25 protein-coding genes are annotated in these 22909 nt (G+C 33.1%); 3 read left to right on the top strand and 22 right to left on the bottom strand.

All coding sequences use genetic code 11. The features are described from left to right. Positions 1-82: 82 nt before the first annotated feature. Together BZG02_RS13715 and BZG02_RS13710 are read right to left on the bottom strand one after the other, a co-directional pair. Complete coding sequence (locus tag BZG02_RS13715) at positions 83-379, bottom strand: putative quinol monooxygenase (RefSeq protein ID WP_101262016.1); 297 nt, start codon at positions 377-379, stop codon at positions 83-85. Positions 380-390: 11 nt separating this feature from the next. After that, positions 391-990, bottom strand: a complete 600-nt coding sequence (locus BZG02_RS13710; RefSeq protein WP_101262015.1) for a nitroreductase family protein — start codon at positions 988-990, stop codon at positions 391-393. A 392-nt stretch (positions 991-1382) separates the two neighbouring features. Between BZG02_RS13710 and BZG02_RS13705 the strand changes: the two genes are divergently transcribed. Beyond that, entirely contained in the window at positions 1383-2240 is an 858-nt protein-coding gene (locus BZG02_RS13705) for an AraC family transcriptional regulator (RefSeq protein WP_101262014.1), read from the top strand. Between the two features lie 42 nt (positions 2241-2282). Further along, the gene (locus BZG02_RS21215; protein ID WP_281253694.1) at positions 2283-2405 is read left to right on the top strand and encodes a hypothetical protein; all 123 of its coding nucleotides are present in this window, start codon (positions 2283-2285) and stop codon (positions 2403-2405) included. A gap of 147 nt (positions 2406-2552) precedes the next feature. On the opposite strand, the gene BZG02_RS13700 is transcribed toward BZG02_RS21215, so the two are convergent. From BZG02_RS13700 to BZG02_RS13600, 20 genes are all read right to left on the bottom strand, one after another. Beyond that, a complete protein-coding gene (locus BZG02_RS13700) occupies positions 2553-3344 on the bottom strand; it encodes a glycine betaine ABC transporter substrate-binding protein (RefSeq protein WP_101262013.1) in 792 nt (263 codons plus the stop codon). A 49-nt stretch (positions 3345-3393) separates the two neighbouring features. Then, positions 3394-3867: a hypothetical protein gene (locus BZG02_RS13695; protein WP_101262012.1), complete on the bottom strand. Its 474-nt coding sequence runs from the start codon at positions 3865-3867 to the stop codon at positions 3394-3396. After that, complete coding sequence (locus BZG02_RS13690) at positions 3864-4883, bottom strand: zinc-binding alcohol dehydrogenase family protein (protein WP_101262011.1); 1020 nt, start codon at positions 4881-4883, stop codon at positions 3864-3866. Before BZG02_RS13690 ends, BZG02_RS13695 begins: the two co-directional genes overlap by 4 nt. A 767-nt stretch (positions 4884-5650) precedes the next feature. After that, positions 5651-7285 (bottom strand): glycoside hydrolase family 43 protein, encoded by a 1635-nt coding sequence (locus BZG02_RS13685; protein WP_101262010.1) that lies wholly within the window; start codon positions 7283-7285, stop codon positions 5651-5653. Between the two features lie 52 nt (positions 7286-7337). Further along, positions 7338-8045: a hypothetical protein gene (locus BZG02_RS13680; protein ID WP_218972243.1), complete on the bottom strand. Its 708-nt coding sequence runs from the start codon at positions 8043-8045 to the stop codon at positions 7338-7340. A 188-nt stretch (positions 8046-8233) separates the two neighbouring features. After that, positions 8234-9454, bottom strand: coding sequence for a TonB family protein (locus BZG02_RS13675; protein ID WP_143470479.1), 1221 nt, complete (start codon positions 9452-9454; stop codon positions 8234-8236). A 136-nt stretch (positions 9455-9590) separates the two neighbouring features. Beyond that, positions 9591-10196 carry a hypothetical protein gene (locus tag BZG02_RS13670; protein WP_101262007.1) on the bottom strand — a complete coding sequence of 202 codons (606 nt, stop codon included), beginning with the start codon at positions 10194-10196 and terminating at the stop codon, positions 9591-9593. Between the two features lie 145 nt (positions 10197-10341). Continuing rightward, positions 10342-11241, bottom strand: a complete 900-nt coding sequence (locus tag BZG02_RS13665) for a hypothetical protein (protein WP_101262006.1) — start codon at positions 11239-11241, stop codon at positions 10342-10344. A 182-nt stretch (positions 11242-11423) separates the two neighbouring features. Then, on the bottom strand, positions 11424-11843 hold the full coding sequence (locus tag BZG02_RS13660) for a hypothetical protein (protein WP_143470478.1): 420 nt from the start codon (positions 11841-11843) through the stop codon (positions 11424-11426). A 122-nt stretch (positions 11844-11965) separates the two neighbouring features. After that, on the bottom strand, positions 11966-12484 hold the full coding sequence (locus tag BZG02_RS13655; protein WP_143470477.1) for a hypothetical protein: 519 nt from the start codon (positions 12482-12484) through the stop codon (positions 11966-11968). A 320-nt stretch (positions 12485-12804) separates the two neighbouring features. Beyond that, on the bottom strand, positions 12805-13365 hold the full coding sequence (locus tag BZG02_RS13650) for a hypothetical protein (protein WP_143470476.1): 561 nt from the start codon (positions 13363-13365) through the stop codon (positions 12805-12807). 145 nt (positions 13366-13510) lie between these two features. After that, entirely contained in the window at positions 13511-14173 is a 663-nt protein-coding gene (locus tag BZG02_RS13645; RefSeq protein WP_101262002.1) for a flotillin-like FloA family protein, read from the bottom strand. 70 nt (positions 14174-14243) lie between these two features. Beyond that, positions 14244-15701: a hypothetical protein gene (locus BZG02_RS13640; RefSeq protein ID WP_101262001.1), complete on the bottom strand. Its 1458-nt coding sequence runs from the start codon at positions 15699-15701 to the stop codon at positions 14244-14246. A 412-nt stretch (positions 15702-16113) separates the two neighbouring features. After that, positions 16114-16512 carry a hypothetical protein gene (locus tag BZG02_RS13630; protein ID WP_101261999.1) on the bottom strand — a complete coding sequence of 133 codons (399 nt, stop codon included), beginning with the start codon at positions 16510-16512 and terminating at the stop codon, positions 16114-16116. A gap of 45 nt (positions 16513-16557) precedes the next feature. Further along, the gene (locus BZG02_RS13625; RefSeq protein WP_101261998.1) at positions 16558-17160 is read right to left on the bottom strand and encodes a murein L,D-transpeptidase catalytic domain-containing protein; all 603 of its coding nucleotides are present in this window, start codon (positions 17158-17160) and stop codon (positions 16558-16560) included. Positions 17161-17277: 117 nt separating this feature from the next. Beyond that, on the bottom strand, positions 17278-17733 hold the full coding sequence (locus BZG02_RS13620; protein WP_143470475.1) for a hypothetical protein: 456 nt from the start codon (positions 17731-17733) through the stop codon (positions 17278-17280). A 263-nt stretch (positions 17734-17996) separates the two neighbouring features. Next, positions 17997-19226 (bottom strand): Type 1 glutamine amidotransferase-like domain-containing protein, encoded by a 1230-nt coding sequence (locus BZG02_RS13615; protein ID WP_101261996.1) that lies wholly within the window; start codon positions 19224-19226, stop codon positions 17997-17999. Positions 19227-19401: 175 nt separating this feature from the next. Then, positions 19402-19815 carry a WapI family immunity protein gene (locus tag BZG02_RS21360; protein WP_425432624.1) on the bottom strand — a complete coding sequence of 138 codons (414 nt, stop codon included), beginning with the start codon at positions 19813-19815 and terminating at the stop codon, positions 19402-19404. Positions 19816-20080: 265 nt separating this feature from the next. Beyond that, positions 20081-20497, bottom strand: coding sequence for a hypothetical protein (locus BZG02_RS13605; RefSeq protein WP_101261994.1), 417 nt, complete (start codon positions 20495-20497; stop codon positions 20081-20083). Continuing rightward, positions 20494-21729: a DUF3289 family protein gene (locus BZG02_RS13600; protein WP_101261993.1), complete on the bottom strand. Its 1236-nt coding sequence runs from the start codon at positions 21727-21729 to the stop codon at positions 20494-20496. The genes BZG02_RS13605 and BZG02_RS13600 overlap by 4 nt, the downstream gene beginning before the upstream one ends. Before the next feature lie 362 nt (positions 21730-22091). Between BZG02_RS13600 and BZG02_RS13595 the strand changes: the two genes are divergently transcribed. Next, on the top strand, positions 22092-22909 hold an 818-nt coding region (locus tag BZG02_RS13595; protein WP_101261992.1), incomplete at its 3' end, for a tyrosine-type recombinase/integrase.

Here is a 22909-nt window from a genome sequence, read left to right as displayed (position 1 = left end):
AAAAAGCACGGAAAGTAAGTCCGTGCTAAAATCATTTTTATCTTTAATCGAAACAATTTCTATCCTCGATTCAGGATCACAATTATGCAATCTTGGTCATTTCGTTTACCGAGAACTCCTCATTTGCATCTTTTGTTGCATCAACAAAATTTACGAAATGCTTACTTTCTGCATGTTGTTGCAAAGAAGCCCGATTTTCCCAATTTTCATAAACAAAGAATAGATTTTGATTTTCTTGGTCTTGATGCAAATCGTAATTAATACATCCTTTATCGGATCTTGAAAAGCCAACTAACTTTATTAATTCCGCTTTTACTGCTTCACTTTTTTCAGCTTTCGCTAAAATTCTTGCTACGATAGTAATTTTTTGATTGCTCATTCTTTTTAAAATCAGTTTGTTTTTATTACTTGATTTAATGCTTTTCTGGTTTTGGCTTTTTTCTCTGGCTGATTAAAATCCTCAACATTTCTGTATCCTATTGCCACAGCTACTATCGCATGACTCTCTTTTGAACCTAGTATTTTATCGTATTTATCAGGTTCAATTCCTTCCATTGGAGTAGAATCGATCTGCATTTCGGCACAAGCACTTAAAAACACTCCTAATGCCAAATAAACTTGTTTTTCGAACCATGCATTTTTCTTCTCCTCGGAAAGTGGTTTTAAAAAATTATTGTAGTAATCTACCGCGCCTTGTGGCAATCTTTCTGCCAATCCCTCTTCAAAAGCCTGAATATTGTTTATTCGGCTAAACACCACTACACTGTCGCAATCTTGCACTTTTTCGGTATTATGAAAGGATGCTTTTGCCAATTCATTTTTAGTTTCCTGATCGGATATAAAAGTGAAGTTCCATGGCTGACTATTTATTGAAGATGGGCTAAGTCTTAAAATTTCTTTCAGCTCCTCTATTTTATTCGACTCTATTTTTCTAGAACGATCATACATTTTTGTTGCATAACGTTCCTGCATGCTTTTAATAAAACTCATACTCTTTTTTATTTATATTGATAAAATTAATAAGCCCTAAATTCACTCTCACTCAACGAATGATTAGTAAAACTAGTTAAGCCAAAAATGCATCCTTATTTTAAAATAAACACTATTAATTAGTGATTTTTAAGTTTATTTTTGAATTATCAACACTGCAACCTATAATCCAACACAATTAATCAATGTAAATGAAACCGGTAGAATACAAAAACATAAACTCCCAAAAATATGTAAACTAACAGGAGACAACTAAGGAATAATTGTAAGCAAATTGGAATAAATTGTACAATTATAGGCTTTTGTGGCGTATTTGTGCTAAATAGAGCAAGTTAAAAATTTAAAACGATTAATTTTGCCTATATTTACACCAACAAACCAATTTAACTACAATGTTCACAGAGTCGCTAAGTAAACTATTCGAGATTCATATTGAAGAACTATCTTCATGGGAAAAGAGACCGCACAAACACAATTTTTTTGAAATTGTTTATGTTGAAAAAGGCTCTGGTCTTCAATGTGTAAATCAACACGAATTCGAATATCAAGAAGGAAATATTTTCCTACTTCCTCCCTTGGATTGTCACTCGTTTAAAATTGCAGAACCATCTCGGTTTTACTTCATCCGGTTTACCGACCATTATTTTTTAAAAGATGAAGGACTAACGAATTACAATGCTTGGTTTGATCGGATTGCATATATTATTGCGAATTATAACAAGGTACCTGGAGATATAATTGCAACCGACAGAGAAAGGCAATTTATTATCAACAATATTAAATCGATCTATCAGGAATATTTAGCCTCCGATAGCTTTTCCGAATCTATTATTTCTGGAGCTATAGCTTCTATATTGAATATTCTAGCGAGAAGTATAGAGAAAAAATATGTTGATAAGGCTAATGAAATCGACAATCGCTTTGGTGATATTTTACGATACATTAATACGAATATTTTTAATAGTGAAAATGTACGCGTACCGAATCTTGCCGAAAAGTTTAGCATCTCTAAAACCTATTTTTCCGAATATTTTAAAAAACAAGCTGGCGTAAGTTTGGCCGATTACATTATAAAATCGAAACTTCGAATTGTAGAGACAAAGGTTTTACATACCGACCTCTCTCTAAAAGAAATTGCTTACCAGCTGAACTTTACAGACAGCAGTCACTTATCGCGCTCGTTTAAAAAGGCTTACGGAATGACCGTTAAGCAATTTAAGAATACAAGTGGACAAATTTGTTGTGCATAAGTAATGCTCCTTTTCTCCAATTAATTATCGATGTTTTAATCCATGAATGAATCGAATCATTTAAGTCTAGAAGGATGTCTTTATTTTTCAGCAAATTCGTTGTCTCGTTACATGAATGAAATGGCCGATGAAGCCTTTAAAATAACCGGCATTGCACCAGCATAGGCTTATAGGTTACCTGCGATTATTGAAGAGTCAGGTATAAATCAAAATGAGTTGGCAAAAAAACTAACAAACTCTATTCAAGAAGCTAATTTAGCCTTATCTGAATAGAGTTCGTTTTTTATAATATAATAGTCTATTTCAACAAATCTATATTTGATTAGCCAAGAATTTCCCACTCAGCTCATCCAAAGGTATTTTGTTATAGAAAACCTGATAATCCAAATTTGTAATAATCTCATTAGAAAAACGCATTGCTCCTAAGCGTTCCAATTCTTTTTGCGTAAATAAATCCTTTCGATCTCCCCGAAGAAGGGCTACCGCTCTATCAGAAGTTCCCAAAATACCTTTCGGATCTTTTAGTTCACGAATGGTGTGAGAATGATGTAAAAATTGAGGTTTCCATAAAGGAAGAACCATCCATTCTTTGTTCTTTACCGCTTGTTCGAAAGTAGAATAGCAACACTCTTCACAACCAGAAAAAAAGCGATAGCCATTTTGACTGAGACCATACGAATCCATTATTTTTAGGGAAGAACGCGTGATGCCAGCTACTGAATAAATCCCTTGAATTGCGGGGCGCATTTTTTTCCGAACATTTGGCTTACAAAGATCTGAAATCTCTTCAACATCTTCAAGAGGAACATAATCAGGCACACCCCACAATTCATAAGGCTCATAATGCAACCCCAACTCTATAAGAGCAACCTGTTCCTCTACTTCTGCTTTATAAATACCATCGCTAGAAGGCAACCAGGCAGAGCTTAACATATCTACCGCTCCCGATTTTAACTTCTCAAAGTTATCTGGGTGCGACGAATAAATTCGATTCACCAAAAAACCCATCTCTGTTAAAACATTCGCAAGCAAAGAGGCTGTAACGCGATGAAAAGACAAATCGGATACGCCAAGAGTAATTATTTTATTTGATTTTCTATTCATAGTCAACTTATCGGCTCAGATTAAAAAAAACATAAAGTAGCTGGTTTGATTACTTAGCAATTTGTATATCCTTAAATTTAAGAACATGCATTATTGCTCGAAGAATCAGAACTATTGTAAATTTCTCCTTCGAAAAATCCAAGTGAAGTACCGATGCCGGCACTCCGGCTATGTAGTCGAAATAATCCAAATTAACAGCCTCTATTTCAGCGAATGATATCACATCACCAAGCTTTTTTCCAAAAATCTCCGGCAAAAGTTTATGATTACAAACCAAACTCTCCTTCTCATTCATCAACGCTTTATTGCTCAATGCTGTCTCTTCCACGTAATAAATGGAAATCTCCACCTCATCGTCTTTGGGAACATCCCCTTTAAAGTACTGTTTACAGACATAATCTGAGCCAGCCTGAATCGTGATTTCATTCTTTAATTTTCCTTCATCAAAGAAACTAAAACGAAGTAAATCTTCTTCTATTTGTAATAACCGCACCGGTAAAAACCTATCATTTAAAATTCTCATTTTGCAAAACCATCCAATACATTTTTCCCAATAACACTGCCACTTTCCTGTTGCCTATGCGCTTCGATAAGTGTTGCCGCACTCATATTCCCCATATTATTTGTTACTGTAGAGATCAATTTTCCTTCGTCGACAAGTTTCGATACCCGATTTAATAATTCGTGTTGTTTATCCATATCGGCAGTTTTAAACAAAGATCGCGCAAACATAAATTCCCAACTAAAACTTAAAGCTTTCAATTTGATCGAAGCAATATCTAATGTTTCAGGATCATCAATCAATGCAATATGTCCACGTGGCTGAATTAATTCTACAATAGCCGGAAAATGTTGCTCAGTACCATTTAAAGAAGCTACATAGCGTGGCGTTAATCCCAAAGCTTTTACCTGATCGGCAAGAGATTCGCGGTGATTAATTACATGATCGGCACCCATTTTTTTCACCCATTCGATGGTATCTGGGCGAGATGCAGTAGCAATCACCGTTAAACCAGTTAATTGCTTTGCTAATTGAATTAAAATAGATCCTACTCCACCAGCTGCTCCAACAATTAAGATACTTTCCCCTTTTCCTTCACCTTCTTTCAATGCAAACGAATCGAATAAAATTTCCCATGCAGTAATCGAAGTCAATGGAAAACCTGCTGCATCGGCAAAACCCAATGATTTTGGTTTTTTACCTACAATACGCTCATCAACCGCCTGAAACTCGGAATTAGTACCCGCACGCGTAAACTCACCCGCATAAAAAACCTCATCACCCACTTTAAATTTACTTACCTCGCTACCCACTTCCCGAACGATACCTGCGGCATCCCATCCAATAATTTTGGTTTGACCAGCTTCGGGACCGAACTGCGCCATGGCACGAATTTTAACATCTACCGGATTAACCGAAATCCCTTTTACCTCCACCAAAAGATCACGAGATCCGATTTCTGGTTTTGCAGCTTCAAAATTAATTAATGCCTCGACTGCGTTAATAGCACCTGCTTGTTTGTATCCTATTGCTTTCATATGATTATAATTTTAAGTTTTTGCCATATGGAACTTACCATGTTGGGATAATCATTTCCCTATGTGTCAAAATTGTTTTGACATGGACGTTTCATATGATTATAATTTTAAGTTTTTGCCATATGGAACTTACCATGTTGGGATAATCATTTCCCTGTGTGTCAAAATTGTTTTGACATGGACGTTTCATATGATTATAATTTTAAGTTTTTGCCATATGGAACTTACCATGTTGGGATAATCATTTCCCTGTGTGTCAAAATTGTTTTGACATGGACGTTTCATATGATTATCTATTATTTAAACTGAAATTGATTATTAATCAGACTTTTCCATATTATTTCCGAAAAGCCTGTTTCCTTACCAGGAATTATTACAAAACAAATTTAGACAATCAGCAAGTGAGAAATATGGTATTAAAAGCGCATAAAATTGTATTTATATTGGTATTCCCTATCCATTTTTCACCAATCGCCACCAGAAGGTATGCAAAACAATACTTTTTGCCAATTAATCTTCAAGTTAAGCCTTATTAATACAACAAGCATCCTAATATTGCCTCATCAGGAAATAAAAAAGCCCGGAATATTCTTCCAGGCTTTACTATTCTATGTTTTAAAATCATGATTATTCAAAGGAATCTGTTTTCAATTCCCGTTTATAGTTGCCTATTTTGGCAATTCTATAATGCTATTTAAGCTAAACGCCTGCTTTTTCCAACGAAAACAGAACCAGCTTTACTTGTATCAAATTTGGCAGGTGATCCTCTAATCCTCTTTGCCCATTACAAACCAATCAAAGTTTGCAAGCTGTGTACTTGCTTCGCCAAACGAACTAGCATATATTCCCACATACACTCCATTAAACTTTTGAGCCACTTCGTCGGAAACTATGGTATAATCCTGAATTTGACCAATTGGTTTTAAATCATTCTCATTTTCGCCATAAAAAAACTGAACTTCGATTCCCCTCACTTCTGCTTTTAACACGAGCACCTTCTTGTTATAAGGAATCGAAGCTACAATTTCAGGCTCCAACTCCCCTACATTATCTTTCTGAAAATTTTTAATTAAAACCAATTCATCCTTCCCTTTTAAAAGCTGGTAATTATTGCCATGTCGGCGATAAATAACCAATCCCGCTTTTTCATTCTCTTTGTTTGTAGAGAAGCTAAGCTTAGTACTTGCCGAATAGTTGAAATACCTTGTACGCTTTGCTAAAAAGGATGGATTTACAAATTCGGTTAACATTTCGGGACGTAAGATCAGCTCCATTACTCCCTTTTTTTGATGGTACCATTTATAGCTGGGAGTGCGAAGAAAATTCCATTCCAGATCAAGAGTTTCGCCATCGAAATCGTCTCTGGTTTTTATTGCTGCAACAGGTGTCCACGCTAAATCAGGACGTTCTTGTTCTTCCTGCAAAAGTCCTATTCCGGGATTGTAAATTGGCGTAACACCGCTTTCCTGTTCAGTCATTACCACTTTCGCCAAAAAAGTTTCCCTGGCAAGAGTCACAAAACCATCCACTTTTCTTTTTGCAAGTAAAACACTCCACCAATCTCCATTTTGAGTTTGAACCAAATCGGCATGACCGGTTTGTCCTATTGGGTGCGTGTCGCCCAAGTGTCTGTGGCTCATAATAGGATTGGCATGATTTGGAACATAAGGCCCCCAAATATTCTTGCTGTTAAATACGGTAACCGAATGATATTCGCCAGTACCACCCTCGCCAATTAACAGTAAATACTCCCCGTTAATTTTATATAGGTGTGGCCCCTCGGCCCAACGAGCATTCGAAGCGTGCCCATAGGTAAGTTGCTTTTTTTCGCCTAATAATACGCCCTTATCTGGATCGATTTCCTGCATCCAAATACCATTTTTCCCAGGCCATTCCTTACTCGAATCATCAATCACTCCAGCTCCTGTGTAGTAACACTTCCCATTATCCCAAAAAAGAGATGGGTCGATTCCCGGAGCATTTTCAATCCAGATGGGTTTGCTCCACGGACCAGCAGGATTTTGTGCCTTTATTATAAAATTGCCATTTTGCCCTACCATGGTACATATAATATAAAAAGTGCCCTCGTGAAAACGAATAGTTGGTGCAAAAATGCCATTCGAATCAGCAAGCCCATCCTTATATTCAATTTGGTCGGTACTATGAAAACCATAACCAATCTTCTCCCAATTTATAAGATCTTTGCTTTTATGAATAGGCAATCCCGGAAACCATTCAAAACTTGAATTAACTAGGTAATAGGTATCTCCAACACGACAAATGGAAGGATCGGGATAAAAACCCGGTACTATTGGATTCTGAAATTTATCAGGCGCCACTTGTCCCGAAACCTGAAAACAGATTAATAATCCAAGAAATAGTTTTGTTGCTTTTAAAATCATAATGCTAAATTTTCCATATTATTTTTACTACCGCCTTTTATTGAATATCGGTTTATTCTTTTACCAGAACATTCCCTTCTTCGTTTAGAAGTTCTATTTTTGGATTATTATCAGTGTCTATATAAATCCTTATTCTTGGTCTTCCCTTATTATCATTAATAAATAGTCCGATATCATTGTTCATTTTCTTGCCAACAAACATTCTATCTTCTGCCAACAAAGAATCCTGTTTCATTTTTAGGTAGGCATCTCTTTTCTCCGCTTCATCTTCTATTTTCTGCAAAGCTTCGAAAGCATTATTTCTTTGCTGATAGCTGTCTTCTTTAGGATAATCCCAAAATTGCATGCCATAGGTTCTGGCATTATTTTCCGTATTCTCGATGTATCGCAGTTGCATTACTTGGTCGTCACGGTATTTATCTACCGAAAGTACTAAGCCTGCACCTTTGTCATTTCCATCATATATCAATCCACCACATTCATCTCCTACCGAGTTGAAAAAAATTAATCCCGCTTGTCTCTCTCTTTTCGGTAATGGTTTTCCATTTATTATTCCCTGATGCTGTCTGCTGCTATTACTAATCACCAATTTTAAATCCCCATTACTTTCAACAATATTAATTCTCTCTACAGTAAGTTCTTTAAGCTTACTTTCTGTGCTTTGGTTTATTACATAAAAAATGACGCCCAAGAGTGCAAGCGTCAAAAACCCAGAATATATTTTCAAAAAATTAATCTGTTTTGTTATTTTATCATCCATAATTGTATCGTAATTTAATTGCTTAGTTATATTTAAAATCCTATCATCTTAATTGTTTGTTATTTAACAATCCCCAAGGAATTCTACGTTTATAGAATAAATATCCTCCCTTTTTGTTTAACCCCTATGGGATCATATCCTGTTATTGTTTTGTTCTCTATAAATAGTTGAATCCTTCGGATTCAGCATTACATATAGTCAAAATTTATTGGAACTGTAAAGCTTATCTTCACAGGAATTCTTGATGCAAACCCAGGAATCCAAAAAGGGGATGAATTAACTACATACAACGATTCCTGATCTATTAATGGATGAACAGAATTATCTAAGCTTACCTCTTCTACTTTACCTTCCTTACTAAGAACAAAACTTACATAAACCTTTCCTTTTATTCCATTGTTTAAGCATGAAATAGGATATTTTACAATTCTCGAAATAAAATATTGGAAAAGCTTTAAATCATTTCCTTCAAATTTTGGCATATCCTCTATATTTATAAATCGTTCGTTAAGTTTCAATGTAAAAGTCTCAGTTGAATCTACTTTTAATTTTTGGGTGAGCAGATATTCCTTAGTATGACTAAATCCTCCGACAGGATTATAAAATTTCCATGTGCCAATCATATTTCCTTTCTGATATTGTCCAGTAAAAATTTTATATCCATCGTAGTTATATCCTATAATTTCCCCGTCTAAAAGTGAATCTTTAAAATTTCGCACCAGAAGTACTTGTTCTTTATTATCCTTGAAATTAACAGTTCTCAAGATACCGTTGCCGGCCGTTAAATTGCCTGAATAATTAGAATTTATAGTAGAATCACTTTGAACCTCTAAACTAAGAGGAATGTCTTTTTCATAGATCAGCTTAGAAATAACCGCACCATCTTCAGCATATCTAACATTCTCACCATGAATCATATCATCTTTATAATTAGTTACCTCCTTTATTTTCCCATTGGAATAATATCGTTTTTCAACTCCATTCCTTTTTCCCATTCGATAGATTAACTCGCAAGCGAGTGATCCGTTTTCAAAATAACCAAATTGTTTTCCTTCCAATAATCCACTCGTATAGTTTAAAATCGAAATCTGAGTACCATTTTGAGTATAGAGCCACTCGCCTTCCTTCCTGTTCTCTTTATAGTTCCCTACAATTCTAAAATTTGAACTTGGAGTATAGATCCATTCCCCAATTTTATTATTATTAAAATATTCCCCTTTTACTTGTACTTTACCTCTATACTTAAAAAGATATCTCCCCTCTTTAATATCATTTTGATCTTGTCTAACAAAATATTCTTCTGATGTTTTAGCTTTACTATTCACATCTAGAACCTCTAAATATTCCGTTTGAGCAAATAGTATTGATGAGGAAAAACTAAAAATTAATCCTAATAATATTGATTTCATTTGTTCTGTATTTTTAAGAGTATGATCTGTGGTATTATTAATATTGTGACTATAAGTTTTGTGAACTCCCAAAAGCTTTCGGGATATGCAATACTGCCTATTATAATTTTGTTTTCGCTGTAAATAGTAGTTTGCTTTATTTAAACTCTTTAAAATTAATTTCAAAATAATTCACAAAGGATTTCTCCCTATTAAATTCCCCATCTTTATTCTTTCGAAAGAAAATAGAATTTTTGTCATTGTCAATTAATACCGTGTCTGGAATAAAGTCATTGGAATATGGTTTATTTAAAAAGATAATTGAGTCATTTTTCAATATATATTTACCTCTAATTTTTTCTGAATAGCCAAACATACCTGAAACATTTGTCTCGAAGGTTCCATTTTCTCTAAAAATTAAATCAATTCGACTTAGATCATCTATCAAAGACGCATCCATTACTTTATTTGATTTTAATAGCTCCGAATTATATAGGAAAAACAATAGTATCACCAGCAAGCTCAAAGCATGAGATATTGAAATCAATTTATTATTCTTAATTCCTTCTTTTATTATCAAGATTATTGAAATGAGCAATGTTATACCAAATAATATAACTATTGGAATTATTAACCACCATAGCATTACCAAATGAATAATCATTCCTCCAAAAAAGTCTGAAATAAGCCAAGCCATAAATCCAATCGAGGATATAACTGTTAAGTATTTTAAAATTGTTCTTAATAGCGATTTCAGTTTCATGTTAAATTCTATTGCTTACGTTTAGTACAGGAATAGAAGCCGTTTGCGAACTGCAAACCTTTCAACCTAAACAAAAGTTGAAGCGGCTTAAAACCCTTGAAATTACTGCTGTTTCGGCTATTGTTTTTATGCGTTAAAAGCAGTGTTATTGATAATATTCTATCTTATTTATGTCAATTGTCCTTATCACATCATCTTTTACATATACCTCAATCACTTTGTGTCCTTCGTTATCATATTTAATGATGTATCTAACATGGTCAACCTGATTATTGTCTTTGTCAAATGATTTTATTGCTATAAGGTCATTATTGCTGTTGTATCTTAAGTATGCTTTCTCTACAATATCTTTATTTTTGTCGTAACGAATTGTTTCCACCTTATTGTTATTTTTATCATAAACATTGAAATCTTTCCACTTTAAAGCAACTTTATAATCATACATTTCTTGTGATTGTAGATTGTCGCAATTATCATATTTGTAATTAGCAGATTCCTCTTGTTCCTTTATTATATGCGTCATTTTATAAGTTATTTTTCTTCCTTTAGAATCATAAGTATAATGGTTTGTCCAAAAATTCTTTCCATCAGAATCAAAATACCGTTGCAGTTTAATATTATCGCCTTCAAATTCATATTCATACCTCTGAAACAACCTGTCTCCATGATATTTTATGTCTTTATAATTTTTCCCTTGCTTATTATAGAAGTAGACCCATTTAAATGTAAAATAATTAGATTCTCCAATCCATTCCGTTCTATTTCCAGTGTCATTATATTTGTAAGTGGCGACATGGTCAACCTTACTATTACTATATGAGGTTCTTTTGATGATTTTCCCACTTGAATTGTAAACTTTCTCAGTTGAAAGAGTTTTTGGAATTGATAAAACTATATCAATATCTTTCTCAATATCTTGTATCAATAGCTTCTCAGGATTATTAACCGTATAATTCTTGCTTAACTTTACAACTGAATTTTGTCCGTTACATATTCCTGTAAAAACTGCTAAGAATATTGTATAAGTTAATATAATTCTTTTCATTATTTAGTTTTTCTATTATTGAGTCAATCCTGTGGTTAATACTGCCTAACGGATGGCAATATGCGGAGGCCGGGATTTCGAAGCTCAAACTTGTCAAACCGTTACAAATTTGAGTAAATGTACAAAACATAGATTTACCCACAATCCCCGGCTTACGTATATTGCGTGTTGTAAAACGTTTTTTATTTTCTACACTCAGTTTGTCCGTCAATTTTCTCAAATACTTTTAGCTTAATGAGTTTATAAGCTTTTATGTCCTTATATGAAATATCATTTGTCAAAGCTGAAATATGAATTTTCTTTCCCTCTTTTTTTAAATCAAAACATTTTAAACTATCAAATCGCTCGTAAATATCTTCATCCATGTATAGCATTATCTTTTCATTTTCTGAAGTCTGCAATCTAATATATGGCAATCGAAGAACATCTTGGTCAATCGCATATTTAATCAGTTCATATACTTTTCTATCATTCTCAGCTATCGTATCCAAATCTATGTTCGTCATTTGATTCTCAATTTTAGTCAGTATAGAATCTGGTGCATTATTGAAATTGAAGAAATCTACCATTTGAAAATATAAATCTCCTTCGATGAGTATCACGCTTGTTGTTTTACATGATAACAACATGGTAATAGCAAAAAATGTGATAATTAAATATTTAATCATTGTTGTTATTTATTTTAAGCTTTGTCATTCAGCAAACAAATAGTTTTGTGTTTAATTTATGCTTCTCCATTTACCTTGAAATCAAAATATGTCTTTCGTGTCAAGTTAATCTTAATCGACCAGTAACAATCACCTCCGTCATTTACCATCATAAAGGTATTTTTCCAATCGCATGGTCTCATAATCCAGATTCCTGCAGAATCAACAGGTATATTTAATACTCGACAAAATGCATTAATAAAAACTATAGAATCATTATTTGAGTTTGTATAGAAAGTATATTGTCTATGATATTTTTTAACTGTCAAAGTATCAAGCAATGACCAGTATTCATTCATATTTTCTTTAATCGCTGTCTTGAGAATTGATTCAGTTATGTTTAAATCATTGGTATTTGGTGTCCACAATGAATTTAAATCTCTCGCAATCCAATTGAGCTGTGATGTGTCGGAAATTACAGTATGTATAGAATCAAATTGAAAATCTGGAGTTTTATTTTCTTGACTATTTTGTTTACATCCATTGATTATCCAAATGGTATTAATCAAAATCCAAATTTTGAAAATCGTTCTCATTGTCAACTTATTTTTCATGCAGGATGTTTCTTAAAATGTTTTACAACTCCCAAATAAAGCAATAGGCTTTATTTCGTTTATAATATTCTTTGAAAAAGTGTCTTTACCGACCCATATAGGGCAGTAATTAACACATATTATCTTTTCGTCCCTGAATCTACAAAACAATAAAGCTGCAACAAAAAATTATTATAATTATTTTACAGGGCATTATCTCTTAAGAATATCATGATAACAGATACTCTTACCCAACTCCTATTATATTTTATGTGGCTAAAACCTATTTACCGATTCTCTTTTATCGGTTGCTTAAAATTTCCTTATTCTGCAAAGCTTATTTCTTTATAAATCTCATCATCATTAGCTTCAACGGACATAGGTTCAAGGTGAGCATGACCAACATCATACATCTCGCCAGTCACTTTTTTTATTTTATACCAAGACTCCACATATTCTGAAACCACGCTTATATCGTAGTATTCCTCGTTTTCACGAATAATCATTTCATCTTCAAAATTATCTACATCAGAAGCTTCCATATTATCAATTGCTTCGAGTACAAATTGAATATTCCTCTTTGTATCTTCATTTGGTTGATAAAATGGAAATGGCTCATTAATAGAATACCCTTCTGGATTTGCTAATGACTCTATAGAACCAGATTGCCCAAGAAGACCTACACCAGCATCACAATAGAATACAGAATTAATGGGGAGGTATTTTATTGGGTTTAAAAATGACACAAATACTTCTTTACCATTGGTAAGTACTTTAATTTCTGCAAAATTTTCTGCACGCATTTTTTCACCAAGCAAATCTATGGCCATCTGAACAATAGAATCTTTTCCCAATTGAATAATTTCTTCGACTTCCTTACTCATTTCAACATCTTTTTCAGTACTGTTTTGAGAATAACAACACAAACAATTTAGCTGTATCCAAATAAAAATGAGAGCTGTAACTTTTTTTATTATATCTATTTTCATAATTATCGTTAGTGAAAATCATCCTGACCACTCATCACAATTAATCTTTTATTGGCTGTAAAGTTACTTCTTGATTGACTAGAATAAGTCCTTTTGACTCCCAGTACTTATCGTCAAAAATCACTTCTGATAGAATTTTATTAATTCGACTATTTCCTATTGGCTCTGAGTTTTCAAGATACTTAGTCAGCTTTTCTTTTACTTCTTTAATTAGTTGTTTTTTGTCTATTGTAGCAAAACAAACACCTCCAAAATTCAGCTTATACTCTCCTTTAAACTCAAACTTAAAAAAATTAAGTTTTGAATCTTGAATTCTAGATTCAGAAAATTCCAGTTTAAATATTTCCTTCGTTTTATTGATAGCATCAATCAAATCTTTGCCAGCAAGATCCGCTCCAGCCACCAGTGAAAACTCTAAATGTATTCCTTTCTGTTTTGCATACTCTAAAGCTTCAACACATCTCAACGGAGAACCTCCTGCTAAAAAATGAGCTTCAAGTATATATAAATCAATATTATAATTTAATTTCTGAGATAAGGCAATAGCTTTTATCAACTCCATCTTAAACGTTTTTCGAAAACTCATCCCCATACCCCTCTCAAATGAAATTTTTGCCCCCATTCGAATTGCCTGAATAAATTTAAAAATAGTCGGTGTAAAGATTAAGGCAATAATTATTGAAACGATAAAAATTTCGATCATGTTCGATATATATAATGTTCTTAAAAATCTTACTAAGTCTATTCCTCACACATATAATTGTAGCAACCAACTATCCTTCTTTTTCTTCTTCGGTGTGCTTTACCAGTATAAAATTTGAACCATCAAATTCAAAAATACAATGACAATTTTTCTCAATCCCTTCCTCATCATTCTCATCGGAATCTTTCGATTTGTGTTTGGTAAGCCTATTCGAACAATCACAAGTAGTCGTTAAATCATCTGTCACATAATCTGAAACAATTGTATTTGTTTCCGGATCATACGAAACACCTGTATCCCATTCTCTCAAATATACTGAATAATCAAAATCGAGCTCAAACTGATTCGAATTTAAGTGTACCAATTGAACAAAAGTAAGATGACAGGATGAACAACCTCTGACATAACCTGTAAGCACATATTTTATTCCTACATTAGTAGTAATTGCATAAATCCCAGTGAAACCATCACCTTCAAACACTGAAAAGATAGCGGGTAATTTTTCAGAAGATTTAAAATCTAAGCTTTTATAAAGATCTGTAGCATTTATCCCAACAAAATTCATCCATGAAATACGACTTCGATATGTTCCTCCCGTTTTTTCATCCAAAGAGAAATTGTATAATTTTCCATCGCTTGATTTCACCACAACAAGATCTCCTCCTGAATTCAATTTCGCTAAATTAGCTTCATTAAAATCTTTATGATCAAAAATCTCATTGAGCTTATTCTTTATTTTCCCCTGCAGATAAACGATTAAATCATAGTTTCCAATAGAATCATTCGTAACAAATTCAAAGTCTTCCTGATGTTTTAAAATCTCATCCCTATCATTTGGCAGTAATTTAATCTGATTAAAGGCATGATGAGAATCATCAAATGGTGAAAGTTGCCCATAAGAATCTAAATAACTATTGGCTTCCGCAACAAGCATATTGAAAGTTGGATGCGCCTTACTTAAAGACAAATCTCTAACTCGATGATAGATATCAGCACATCGCTCGGCATAATTAAAGTAGATACTATCATCTAAATTTTCGAAATAAATTTTATCAAAATGCATCTTTTCCTTTATAGCAGGCAATTTTACAAGCTGATTTTTCACCTCATCATAATAGTTCCAATTTCCAACATAACCAGAGGTTAACAGGTTAACGCTTGACTCTCCACTTCCATCATTTGAAGCATTTCCAAATTCATATCGACTCATTCCAATAAGTCTTATTTTTTTGAATTTATTATCGTATCTAAATTGCAGAGAATAACCAGAACGCATCCAATTATTTTTCAGATAAAACCCATTCCTAGCCTCCGTAAGCAATGCATTTTCATCAAGAATATCGAAAGGTTTAGTTTGCAATGTCTTAAATCCACTACTCGACAACTGACAACAAATTATTGATTGCAAGTGATCGATAGAAACAGTATCTATAATACCATCAAAGTCAAGGTCTTTCTCTATTTTCGCTTGTGAATAAACGAAAGTATTGAATAAAATTAAGAGTAAACCTGTTAAAATATTCTTCATAATTTATTGCTATTTTTTTATGTCAAAAAGTTTGAATATTAAGGTAAATCCAATAGAGCACACTCACAACTGAAAAAATTAGTCCAATAGTCTTTATATTTTTATTTGTAATGGCGAAGGGAATTAGTAAAAAACTAAGGCTGCTAATAAACCAAAAAAGTCTTTGAATATATACAACTGATTCTCCAAGCCAACTTGAACCCAACCGGGGCATTACTATACTTACAAGAACTGAAACAAATCCAATTATAATAAATATAAGAAGAAGAGAATCCTTAATTTCATCTTCCCTTTTTGGTTTTAAGTTCGTCTGTAAATTTGTTCCACATAGCTTGCAAAAATTAGCATTTCCTTCATTCTGCGTTTGACATTTTAAACAGTTCATCATTTTATATTTTATTGATTACAATAGTTATTTCTCGTTACACTTAACAAGTGTATCTATTCTATGATATAAGATGGAATTAAAGAGAAAAAAGAGCATCACAGCCCAAAATCCGAAATGGATATTTACCCACGAAGCTCCTCCAAAGCAATGAGCGATAAACACAAATAGTAAAAAAATACTCGCCCATTTTTTAGGTAGGTAATAACCCAAAAGAACAATTAAACCCAACCATAAAGCGGAAAGTATAAATAAGCCTGATGTGTGATATTTCATAACAAAAGCGCCTATTGGATTTGCTTCGTTGGCCAAACTTAAATCGCCACTCCAATATTCTGCTGGCTGATAAACCAAAGTGATTATAACATCAAAAAGACAAACCCAAACTGCAGGGATAACGGCTACTAATTTTATTCTATTTTTCATTTGTATTAAAATCTGAAACCTATACTAATTCTTTTAATTAAGTAGCTATTCATAAACCCATAACAAAACCGGCTTACTGCTATTTTTTAACAGGCTATCGATATTTCTCATTAAACCATTTGAAACAGCAGGACAGCCCCACCCTTCGGGCGTACCAACCGGAAAAATCTCTTCTTCTGAAACCATATCCCAAGCATGAAGAACGATAATTCGTGAATACGCATTATCATTAGAATCCTCTAAGCCATGAAGTTTATAATTAATATTAATTCCCCAATTACTATAGCCCCTTTTTCCAATTTTATACTTGCCCACTGAGGTGCAATGAGAATTATCTACATTCGAAAACTTTGGATTCGTCTTTGTTTCTTCTGTTCCCCACTTGTTAACGCCACAACCATGAGCACAAAGTCCCTTATCTACAATTGAATCTTTTTTAAAATCGTAAATGAACAACCTATTTTTTCCAGAATGAATACTCATGTCTACTAGCAAACAGAACTCTGTACTAAAACCATTCTTTCGACAATATTGATAGGCTGCATCAGCTTTAGTCTTAGTATAATATTTACTAGATTCGTACTTAACAGGAGTAAAACCTAAAGTAATTAATGATAAGAATATAATTTTAAGATAACTTTTTTGCATATATGTAATTTGATTGCCTATAATAATCTTACTAAATACCAGGCACAATGAAAGGCTTTTGCCTTCTAAAAGCACCAAAGCAAGACAAATAGAATTGACTGTCTTATTTTTTCTATTCTAAGATTCATTTAAATTATCTTTCCAAGGTTTTATCCAAAACCCTGCAATTTTATTCGAAGAGTTTATTACAACTCTAATTTCAAGGGGTACTATACTTCTCTCAAATTTTCCTTTAAACCTAATAATTTCAATTCCTCTTTTTTCATTTTCAATCCAAGTCTCTGAATAGTATATTGACTTAAAATTTCCCACAGCTTGTTTTATTTGCAAATAGGATTGCATTTGCAATTCGGGAGTCATAGACTTTTTAAATTGAATTGTTGCTTCGTCTTTAAAATCATAATGATTTCCAGTCTTTAAGGTTTCAAAATATGAACATGCAATTTTTGATGCAAATTCAATTTTTCCTTTGTCTGTTTTTTGTTCAGGCAATTTTTCGAATTTATTTTGGCAAAATGTAATTTGGAAAGAAAATAGTAAAACTGTCAGGATAATAATTTTTTGCTTTTTCATATTGATTATAACTTTAAGTTTTTGCCATATGGTCCCAAAAGCTTTCGGGATTACCATGCTGGAATAATCATCTCGCTGTGTGTGGAAAGCTTTATACATGGACGTTTCATATAGTTTTTAATTTCTATCTGTTAATTTTCATGTTTGCAGTGGTTTCTCATAATTTGAGCTAACGTTTAGTACAGGAATAGAAGCCGTTTGCGAACTGCAAACCTTTCAACCTAAACAAAAGTTGAAGCAGCTTAAAACCCTTGTAATTATTACTATTTCTCCATTATTGTCTTTTTCACTTTTCCTAAATGCATCTTTGCGTTTTCTCTAAATGCAATTTCGGCTTCTAATACTGTTGCTCCACCGAAGTATTCTCCAGCATTCAGCCATTTACCATTTTCCTGATAAAAAAACCATAATCCATAATAATCATGCATTCTATTCACCACTCCTGCAACCAAATCATTATAAATAAACACCTTACTTACAACAGTATTCAGATGTTTATCTCTGGTTTTATTATCAACTATTGTATTAGGAGTATCCTCATTTAATCGACTTTGCATAGAGAAACAACTTATTTTTTTATATTTTGAATTCTGCCCATTGACAGAGAGATATTTAAAAGAAATAAATGCATCTAGAGGGCTATCTTGTATATTGATTTCGGGATATTCTTTCAAGCTTTTGTTTACAACTACCGATTTATAATCTTCAACAGATAAAGCATCTTTATTTACCAGTATTCTTGTTAACAACTTTGTCGACTCAACGACACCATTGTTTAGAGCAACATAATAAGAATTGTTAATATCATTCAAGCTAACTGTTTCGATATACTTGCCGTTCCTAAATAAAATACCAGACTTATCGTCACAAGCATAACCTGCTTTAATGGTTTTGTTTTTAATTTGTTCGTGATAGACTTCTTTTTTTAGCTTATCGGAATAATGTGGACAATGACTAAAAGGAAGAAAAGACATACCATCGATCACAGATAATTTTACTGGACGAGAGTCGCTAATTCCTGATTGAAACCAACAAAGTGATCCAGCACTTCCTCCTGCTAAAATAATGCCTTTCTTTAATGCTTTCTGTAAGAGTGTATCAATACCTTGAGCTTTCCAAATACCCAACATATTCAATGTATTTCCTCCGCCAACAACAATCGCATCCATATTAAGCAAAATATCTTCAAACGATTTATTTTCTTTGTTCGATGCCACCCAAACTTTCAGTATATAGGGTGTTAATCCCAGTTGTTTACAGAAGTAGTTCCAGCTTTTAATATTATTTTCGTTATCTGCACTTGCGGTAGGCAGAAAACAAATTTTGGGATTCTTTTTTTGAGTTAAATCAGCAACATATTGAGTGAATTTCAAATTTTGATTCCCGCCATAAACAAATATGGTCTGTTCTGGATCTTTTGAATTAGTGTTATTTTGTGAAAAAGCAATTTGACAAATACTCGCTAATAAAATAAATAATAGTATTTTCTTCATTTGTTCAATTTCTAACTTTGTTTCATTTACTTGCCCATAACGATCTTGCTAAAATTTGTGGGCGATTGCGGAGCGTCTTTCTGTCGAACCACACTAAAGATATTGCGGGCTTTAAAGCTGATTGTCAGCACAAAACCGGCAATTAATTATAGCGACATGTTACCAACAGGCGTTCTCATCTTTTAATTTTTCGCTCAGGAAATTTGTCCAATTCATTGGTCAAGTCTGCTGATAATTGTTTAAGTCCGTTGAGTGAATAAAAAAAATCCACAAAATATTCGTTGTCTGTGTCAGCTGATTGAGGTCTGGATTCAAGTGCAAATCGCATTCGAAACTTTTTATCGCTGTCACTTGTCTCAAAATACTCGAAGGACAAGTTTGGCTCTGTAAACTCGATTGGATTACATTTTAATTTCTCATTATTAGCTAAATCTGTAAACCAACCTATCAACTCTTTTACCTCCCAAGTTGTCAAGGAAGGGTCATGGGATTGCCAATGCCCGAGGTCACTTTGAACATTTAAGTAAATTAAAAGCCAATTTCCGTCCCAATCTCCAAAGTCAATCTCTGGATATTGATAATTGGTTATTTTAAACTCAACTGTCTAGTCATTTATGCCTTGTAATATCATCTGCCTGTCTTGTTTACGCTTGTTGGTAACGGTGAACTAGATGTGTAATGTGCCATTAGAAATCAATAATCTTTCTAAACATCACAGAGCCAAATCAGAGATTTTCAGAGTAACTTTCAAATTCAGACTCTGTCAAATCTCTGATTTGGCGGAGCTAATTAAATGCGCAAAAGCCCCGTAAACCACTGAGCCACTTATGTTTTTTATACATTATTACAAAACGTTACTTATTCAACATATCTGTTTTATATGCAATCCATTCATCTGGGTTGTTATGAGTTTTTATTTTTAAAGACCAGTTATTATGCTCATCCTTTTTAGCAACTGCAATTAAATCATCTAAATGGTCAGCAATAACATCTGAAATGAAAGAATGGTCTTCTTTATAATCTCTTGGCGTGTCCCTTGTCTCCTTATAAAAATGAGAGCTGTAATTTTTACCGTACCCTATGGATTTAGAGTCAACATAATACAATATTTGAAATGCTAACGAATCCAGATTGTCTGATGGTGCAGTCATTACATAGAGCTCATGTAGCACATACTCATCTTCATATGTTAAATCATTTAACTTGCAAAACTCATTTCTGTTAGAACAACTAGAAAGAATAACTAAAAATAAAAACACTATATTTTTCATAATTCTACTACAATTGATTTTTCAAAACTAACTTTAGTAATAAATGGCTTATAATTTCTAACATGCTGTAATACAAACCAAGCTCTAAATCCCGCACCAAACTTGTACACCTTTTCCATATCTGGCTTATCTAAACCAAAATGGTCGTATAATTCAACTTTGTATTTAACATGGAGGGAACCTCCATTAATTTGTGCTTCAGTGATAATTACCTCATACGCCCATGTATCATTCATACAAATTGTTAAGCCTCCATTAAATGTATCCTTTAATGTATTAAAACGAGGATGACCATATGGGGCATCATAATACCTAGGATCATTTGTTTTTGATTCATTATTTTCACTAAATCTTATATCATTAATTGATGAGTTTTTATTAACTCTTTCTTTGATTAAATCTTCCATACTAGTACAGAATCTATGGAAAGAAGGATGCTCAATGATATGTTTTGTTAAAATTGAATTTGAATATTCTTCTCCTGTGTTACGTCTAAAATGATTAATCATACCACCTGCCACAACTTCCATTTCCCCTACAGAAAATACGGTTTTCACCATCGAATTAAAGTCTACCCACAAAGACTTTTCTGTAGACTTTAGCTGAATACTAAATAAACTACTCAAACTTTTTATCTCTTCAATCGAATATATTGAGTGTCCTGTATCTAGATGAATTCCATCTCCGTAACATAAGTCATTGGCAATAGCTGTTCCTTTTTCATTAAACCCTGCTTTTTTATATCTATCTAAATAAAACGGAAACGAAATAACAGGAACTTCAACACTTACTTTTTCGGCAGGACTTGCCACATAGGCATAAATCCTGATTTTTTCTGCTTTCTTTACTTTGTATTTAAAACAAAGAACTTTTTCTTCATCTAAATATGGATTCTCATCCCTTTTATATTCCAAATCAACAATATCTCCATCGTCAATTTTTTCCGCCCACCAAATATGTTTTATTGGTGTAAGTGTTGATTTTTGAAATTCCGTAGCCTTAAAGATATACTCTTGCCCCTCTATCATTTCTTTAACAAGTTTTCCTTGTTCATTAAATGGTCCTTCTACTTTTTTTACCAATGGCTTTGGCATTTTCAATGAAGCACTTTTACATGTTTTATCATTCTTAGGCTCTCCATTTATGTTTACTGTAATTGTCAGTTTACTAAACTCTTCTTTCTTCCTTGGTGGATTTTCTTTTTCCACCATTTGAATTGTATTATCACTCATGATTAATTATTTGCAGTCTGTTTTAAATTCTGACTAACGTTTTTGCTAAATTTCGTGGGCGATTAAAAGAGTTTCCTTATCAAAGCGCTAAGTAAGCAAGCCGATTAAATTTACTTATTTATATTTTAGGGCAAGCCAAATTTATAAGGCTTGCTGGTGTTTATTAGTTGAACTAAACTTTCAAAATGAACATCAGCGCCCATGAAATTTAGCTTTTGTTGAACGAAACCTAAAGGTAGCTAAAGAACCCATTTACTTACCTTTAGATAGTATTTAATTTAAAATTCGTATTATGAAAAAAAAGCACATTAATCGAACGGGCATGTAATTCATGCGATGAATTTAACAATATTTATCGGAAGATGAAACGCTCTATTGAGCTTTCTGGTAAAAGTTTGAGTACGCTGACCAATTATGCTCGTTGTCTGGCTACATTAACACTTCATTTTAACTGTTCACCTCTCGATTTAGATGCTGAACAAGTACTAGATTACCTTCATTATCTGCAATCGAAAAAGAAAACACCTTCATCGTCTTATTTTAAGCATACACTTTATGGTTTGCGTTTTGTTTACAAACTCTATGGGAAAGAGCCATTACTTCATAGCTTACCATCGCTAAAAAAAGTTCACAAACTTCCCGTAGTACTGAGTGTTCCAGAGATAAAACGCTTAATAGAAACACCTAAGTTACTAAAACATAGAATGCTGATTGCTTTGATGTATGGTTGTGGATTAAGGCGGTCGGAGCTACTCAATATAAAAATTCCAGATGTGGATTTGGATCGTAAAATGCTACACATCAAAGAAGGTAAAGGGCGAAAAGATCGCTATGTACCTTTGGGTGATAACTTATCTTATGCACTAAAAAAATACATAGGTATTCTTCGCCCATACATCTGGTTGTTTAATGGCAATGGACCCGATGGAACGGTTCAACATTTTTCAGCAAATGGTGTGAGGTGGATTATTAATGAAGCTCGTAAGAAATCGGGAATCAAAAAACAGATCAGTTCCCATATTCTTCGTCATACTTACGCGACTCATCTTCTGAAAATGGGAACTGATATTATGACACTTAAAGATCTGTTGGGACATACCGATATTAAAACCACCATGCTTTATCTTCACATCTGCAATCTGGATAAGCATAAAGCCTTTTCACCTATGGATAGAATCTA

This window comes from Labilibaculum filiforme (assembly GCF_002843315.1).
Lineage (GTDB): Bacteria > Bacteroidota > Bacteroidia > Bacteroidales > Marinifilaceae > Labilibaculum > Labilibaculum filiforme.
This window is presented reverse-complemented; position numbering and strand designations above follow the sequence as displayed.

What these genes read in the sequence shown, in the direction of transcription:
- BZG02_RS13715 (WP_101262016.1), bottom strand. Translation starts at nt 379, where the DNA reads ATGAGCAATCAAAAAATTACTATCGTAGCAAGAATTTTAGCGAAAGCT.
- BZG02_RS13710 (WP_101262015.1), bottom strand. Translation starts at nt 990, where the DNA reads ATGAGTTTTATTAAAAGCATGCAGGAACGTTATGCAACAAAAATGTAT.
- BZG02_RS13705 (WP_101262014.1), top strand. Translation starts at nt 1,383, where the DNA reads ATGTTCACAGAGTCGCTAAGTAAACTATTCGAGATTCATATTGAAGAA.
- BZG02_RS21215 (WP_281253694.1), top strand. Translation starts at nt 2,283, where the DNA reads ATGAATGAATCGAATCATTTAAGTCTAGAAGGATGTCTTTATTTTTCA.
- BZG02_RS13700 (WP_101262013.1), bottom strand. Translation starts at nt 3,344, where the DNA reads ATGAATAGAAAATCAAATAAAATAATTACTCTTGGCGTATCCGATTTG.
- BZG02_RS13695 (WP_101262012.1), bottom strand. Translation starts at nt 3,867, where the DNA reads ATGAGAATTTTAAATGATAGGTTTTTACCGGTGCGGTTATTACAAATA.
- BZG02_RS13690 (WP_101262011.1), bottom strand. Translation starts at nt 4,883, where the DNA reads ATGAAAGCAATAGGATACAAACAAGCAGGTGCTATTAACGCAGTCGAG.
- BZG02_RS13685 (WP_101262010.1), bottom strand. Translation starts at nt 7,285, where the DNA reads ATGATTTTAAAAGCAACAAAACTATTTCTTGGATTATTAATCTGTTTT.
- BZG02_RS13680 (WP_218972243.1), bottom strand. Translation starts at nt 8,045, where the DNA reads ATGGATGATAAAATAACAAAACAGATTAATTTTTTGAAAATATATTCT.
- BZG02_RS13675 (WP_143470479.1), bottom strand. Translation starts at nt 9,454, where the DNA reads ATGAAATCAATATTATTAGGATTAATTTTTAGTTTTTCCTCATCAATA.
- BZG02_RS13670 (WP_101262007.1), bottom strand. Translation starts at nt 10,196, where the DNA reads ATGAAACTGAAATCGCTATTAAGAACAATTTTAAAATACTTAACAGTT.
- BZG02_RS13665 (WP_101262006.1), bottom strand. Translation starts at nt 11,241, where the DNA reads ATGAAAAGAATTATATTAACTTATACAATATTCTTAGCAGTTTTTACA.
- BZG02_RS13655 (WP_143470477.1), bottom strand. Translation starts at nt 12,484, where the DNA reads ATGAGAACGATTTTCAAAATTTGGATTTTGATTAATACCATTTGGATA.
- BZG02_RS13650 (WP_143470476.1), bottom strand. Translation starts at nt 13,365, where the DNA reads ATGAGTAAGGAAGTCGAAGAAATTATTCAATTGGGAAAAGATTCTATT.
- BZG02_RS13645 (WP_101262002.1), bottom strand. Translation starts at nt 14,173, where the DNA reads ATGATCGAAATTTTTATCGTTTCAATAATTATTGCCTTAATCTTTACA.
- BZG02_RS13640 (WP_101262001.1), bottom strand. Translation starts at nt 15,701, where the DNA reads ATGAAGAATATTTTAACAGGTTTACTCTTAATTTTATTCAATACTTTC.
- BZG02_RS13630 (WP_101261999.1), bottom strand. Translation starts at nt 16,512, where the DNA reads ATGAAAAATAGAATAAAATTAGTAGCCGTTATCCCTGCAGTTTGGGTT.
- BZG02_RS13625 (WP_101261998.1), bottom strand. Translation starts at nt 17,160, where the DNA reads ATGCAAAAAAGTTATCTTAAAATTATATTCTTATCATTAATTACTTTA.
- BZG02_RS13620 (WP_143470475.1), bottom strand. Translation starts at nt 17,733, where the DNA reads ATGAAAAAGCAAAAAATTATTATCCTGACAGTTTTACTATTTTCTTTC.
- BZG02_RS13615 (WP_101261996.1), bottom strand. Translation starts at nt 19,226, where the DNA reads ATGAAGAAAATACTATTATTTATTTTATTAGCGAGTATTTGTCAAATT.
- BZG02_RS13605 (WP_101261994.1), bottom strand. Translation starts at nt 20,497, where the DNA reads ATGAAAAATATAGTGTTTTTATTTTTAGTTATTCTTTCTAGTTGTTCT.
- BZG02_RS13600 (WP_101261993.1), bottom strand. Translation starts at nt 21,729, where the DNA reads ATGAGTGATAATACAATTCAAATGGTGGAAAAAGAAAATCCACCAAGG.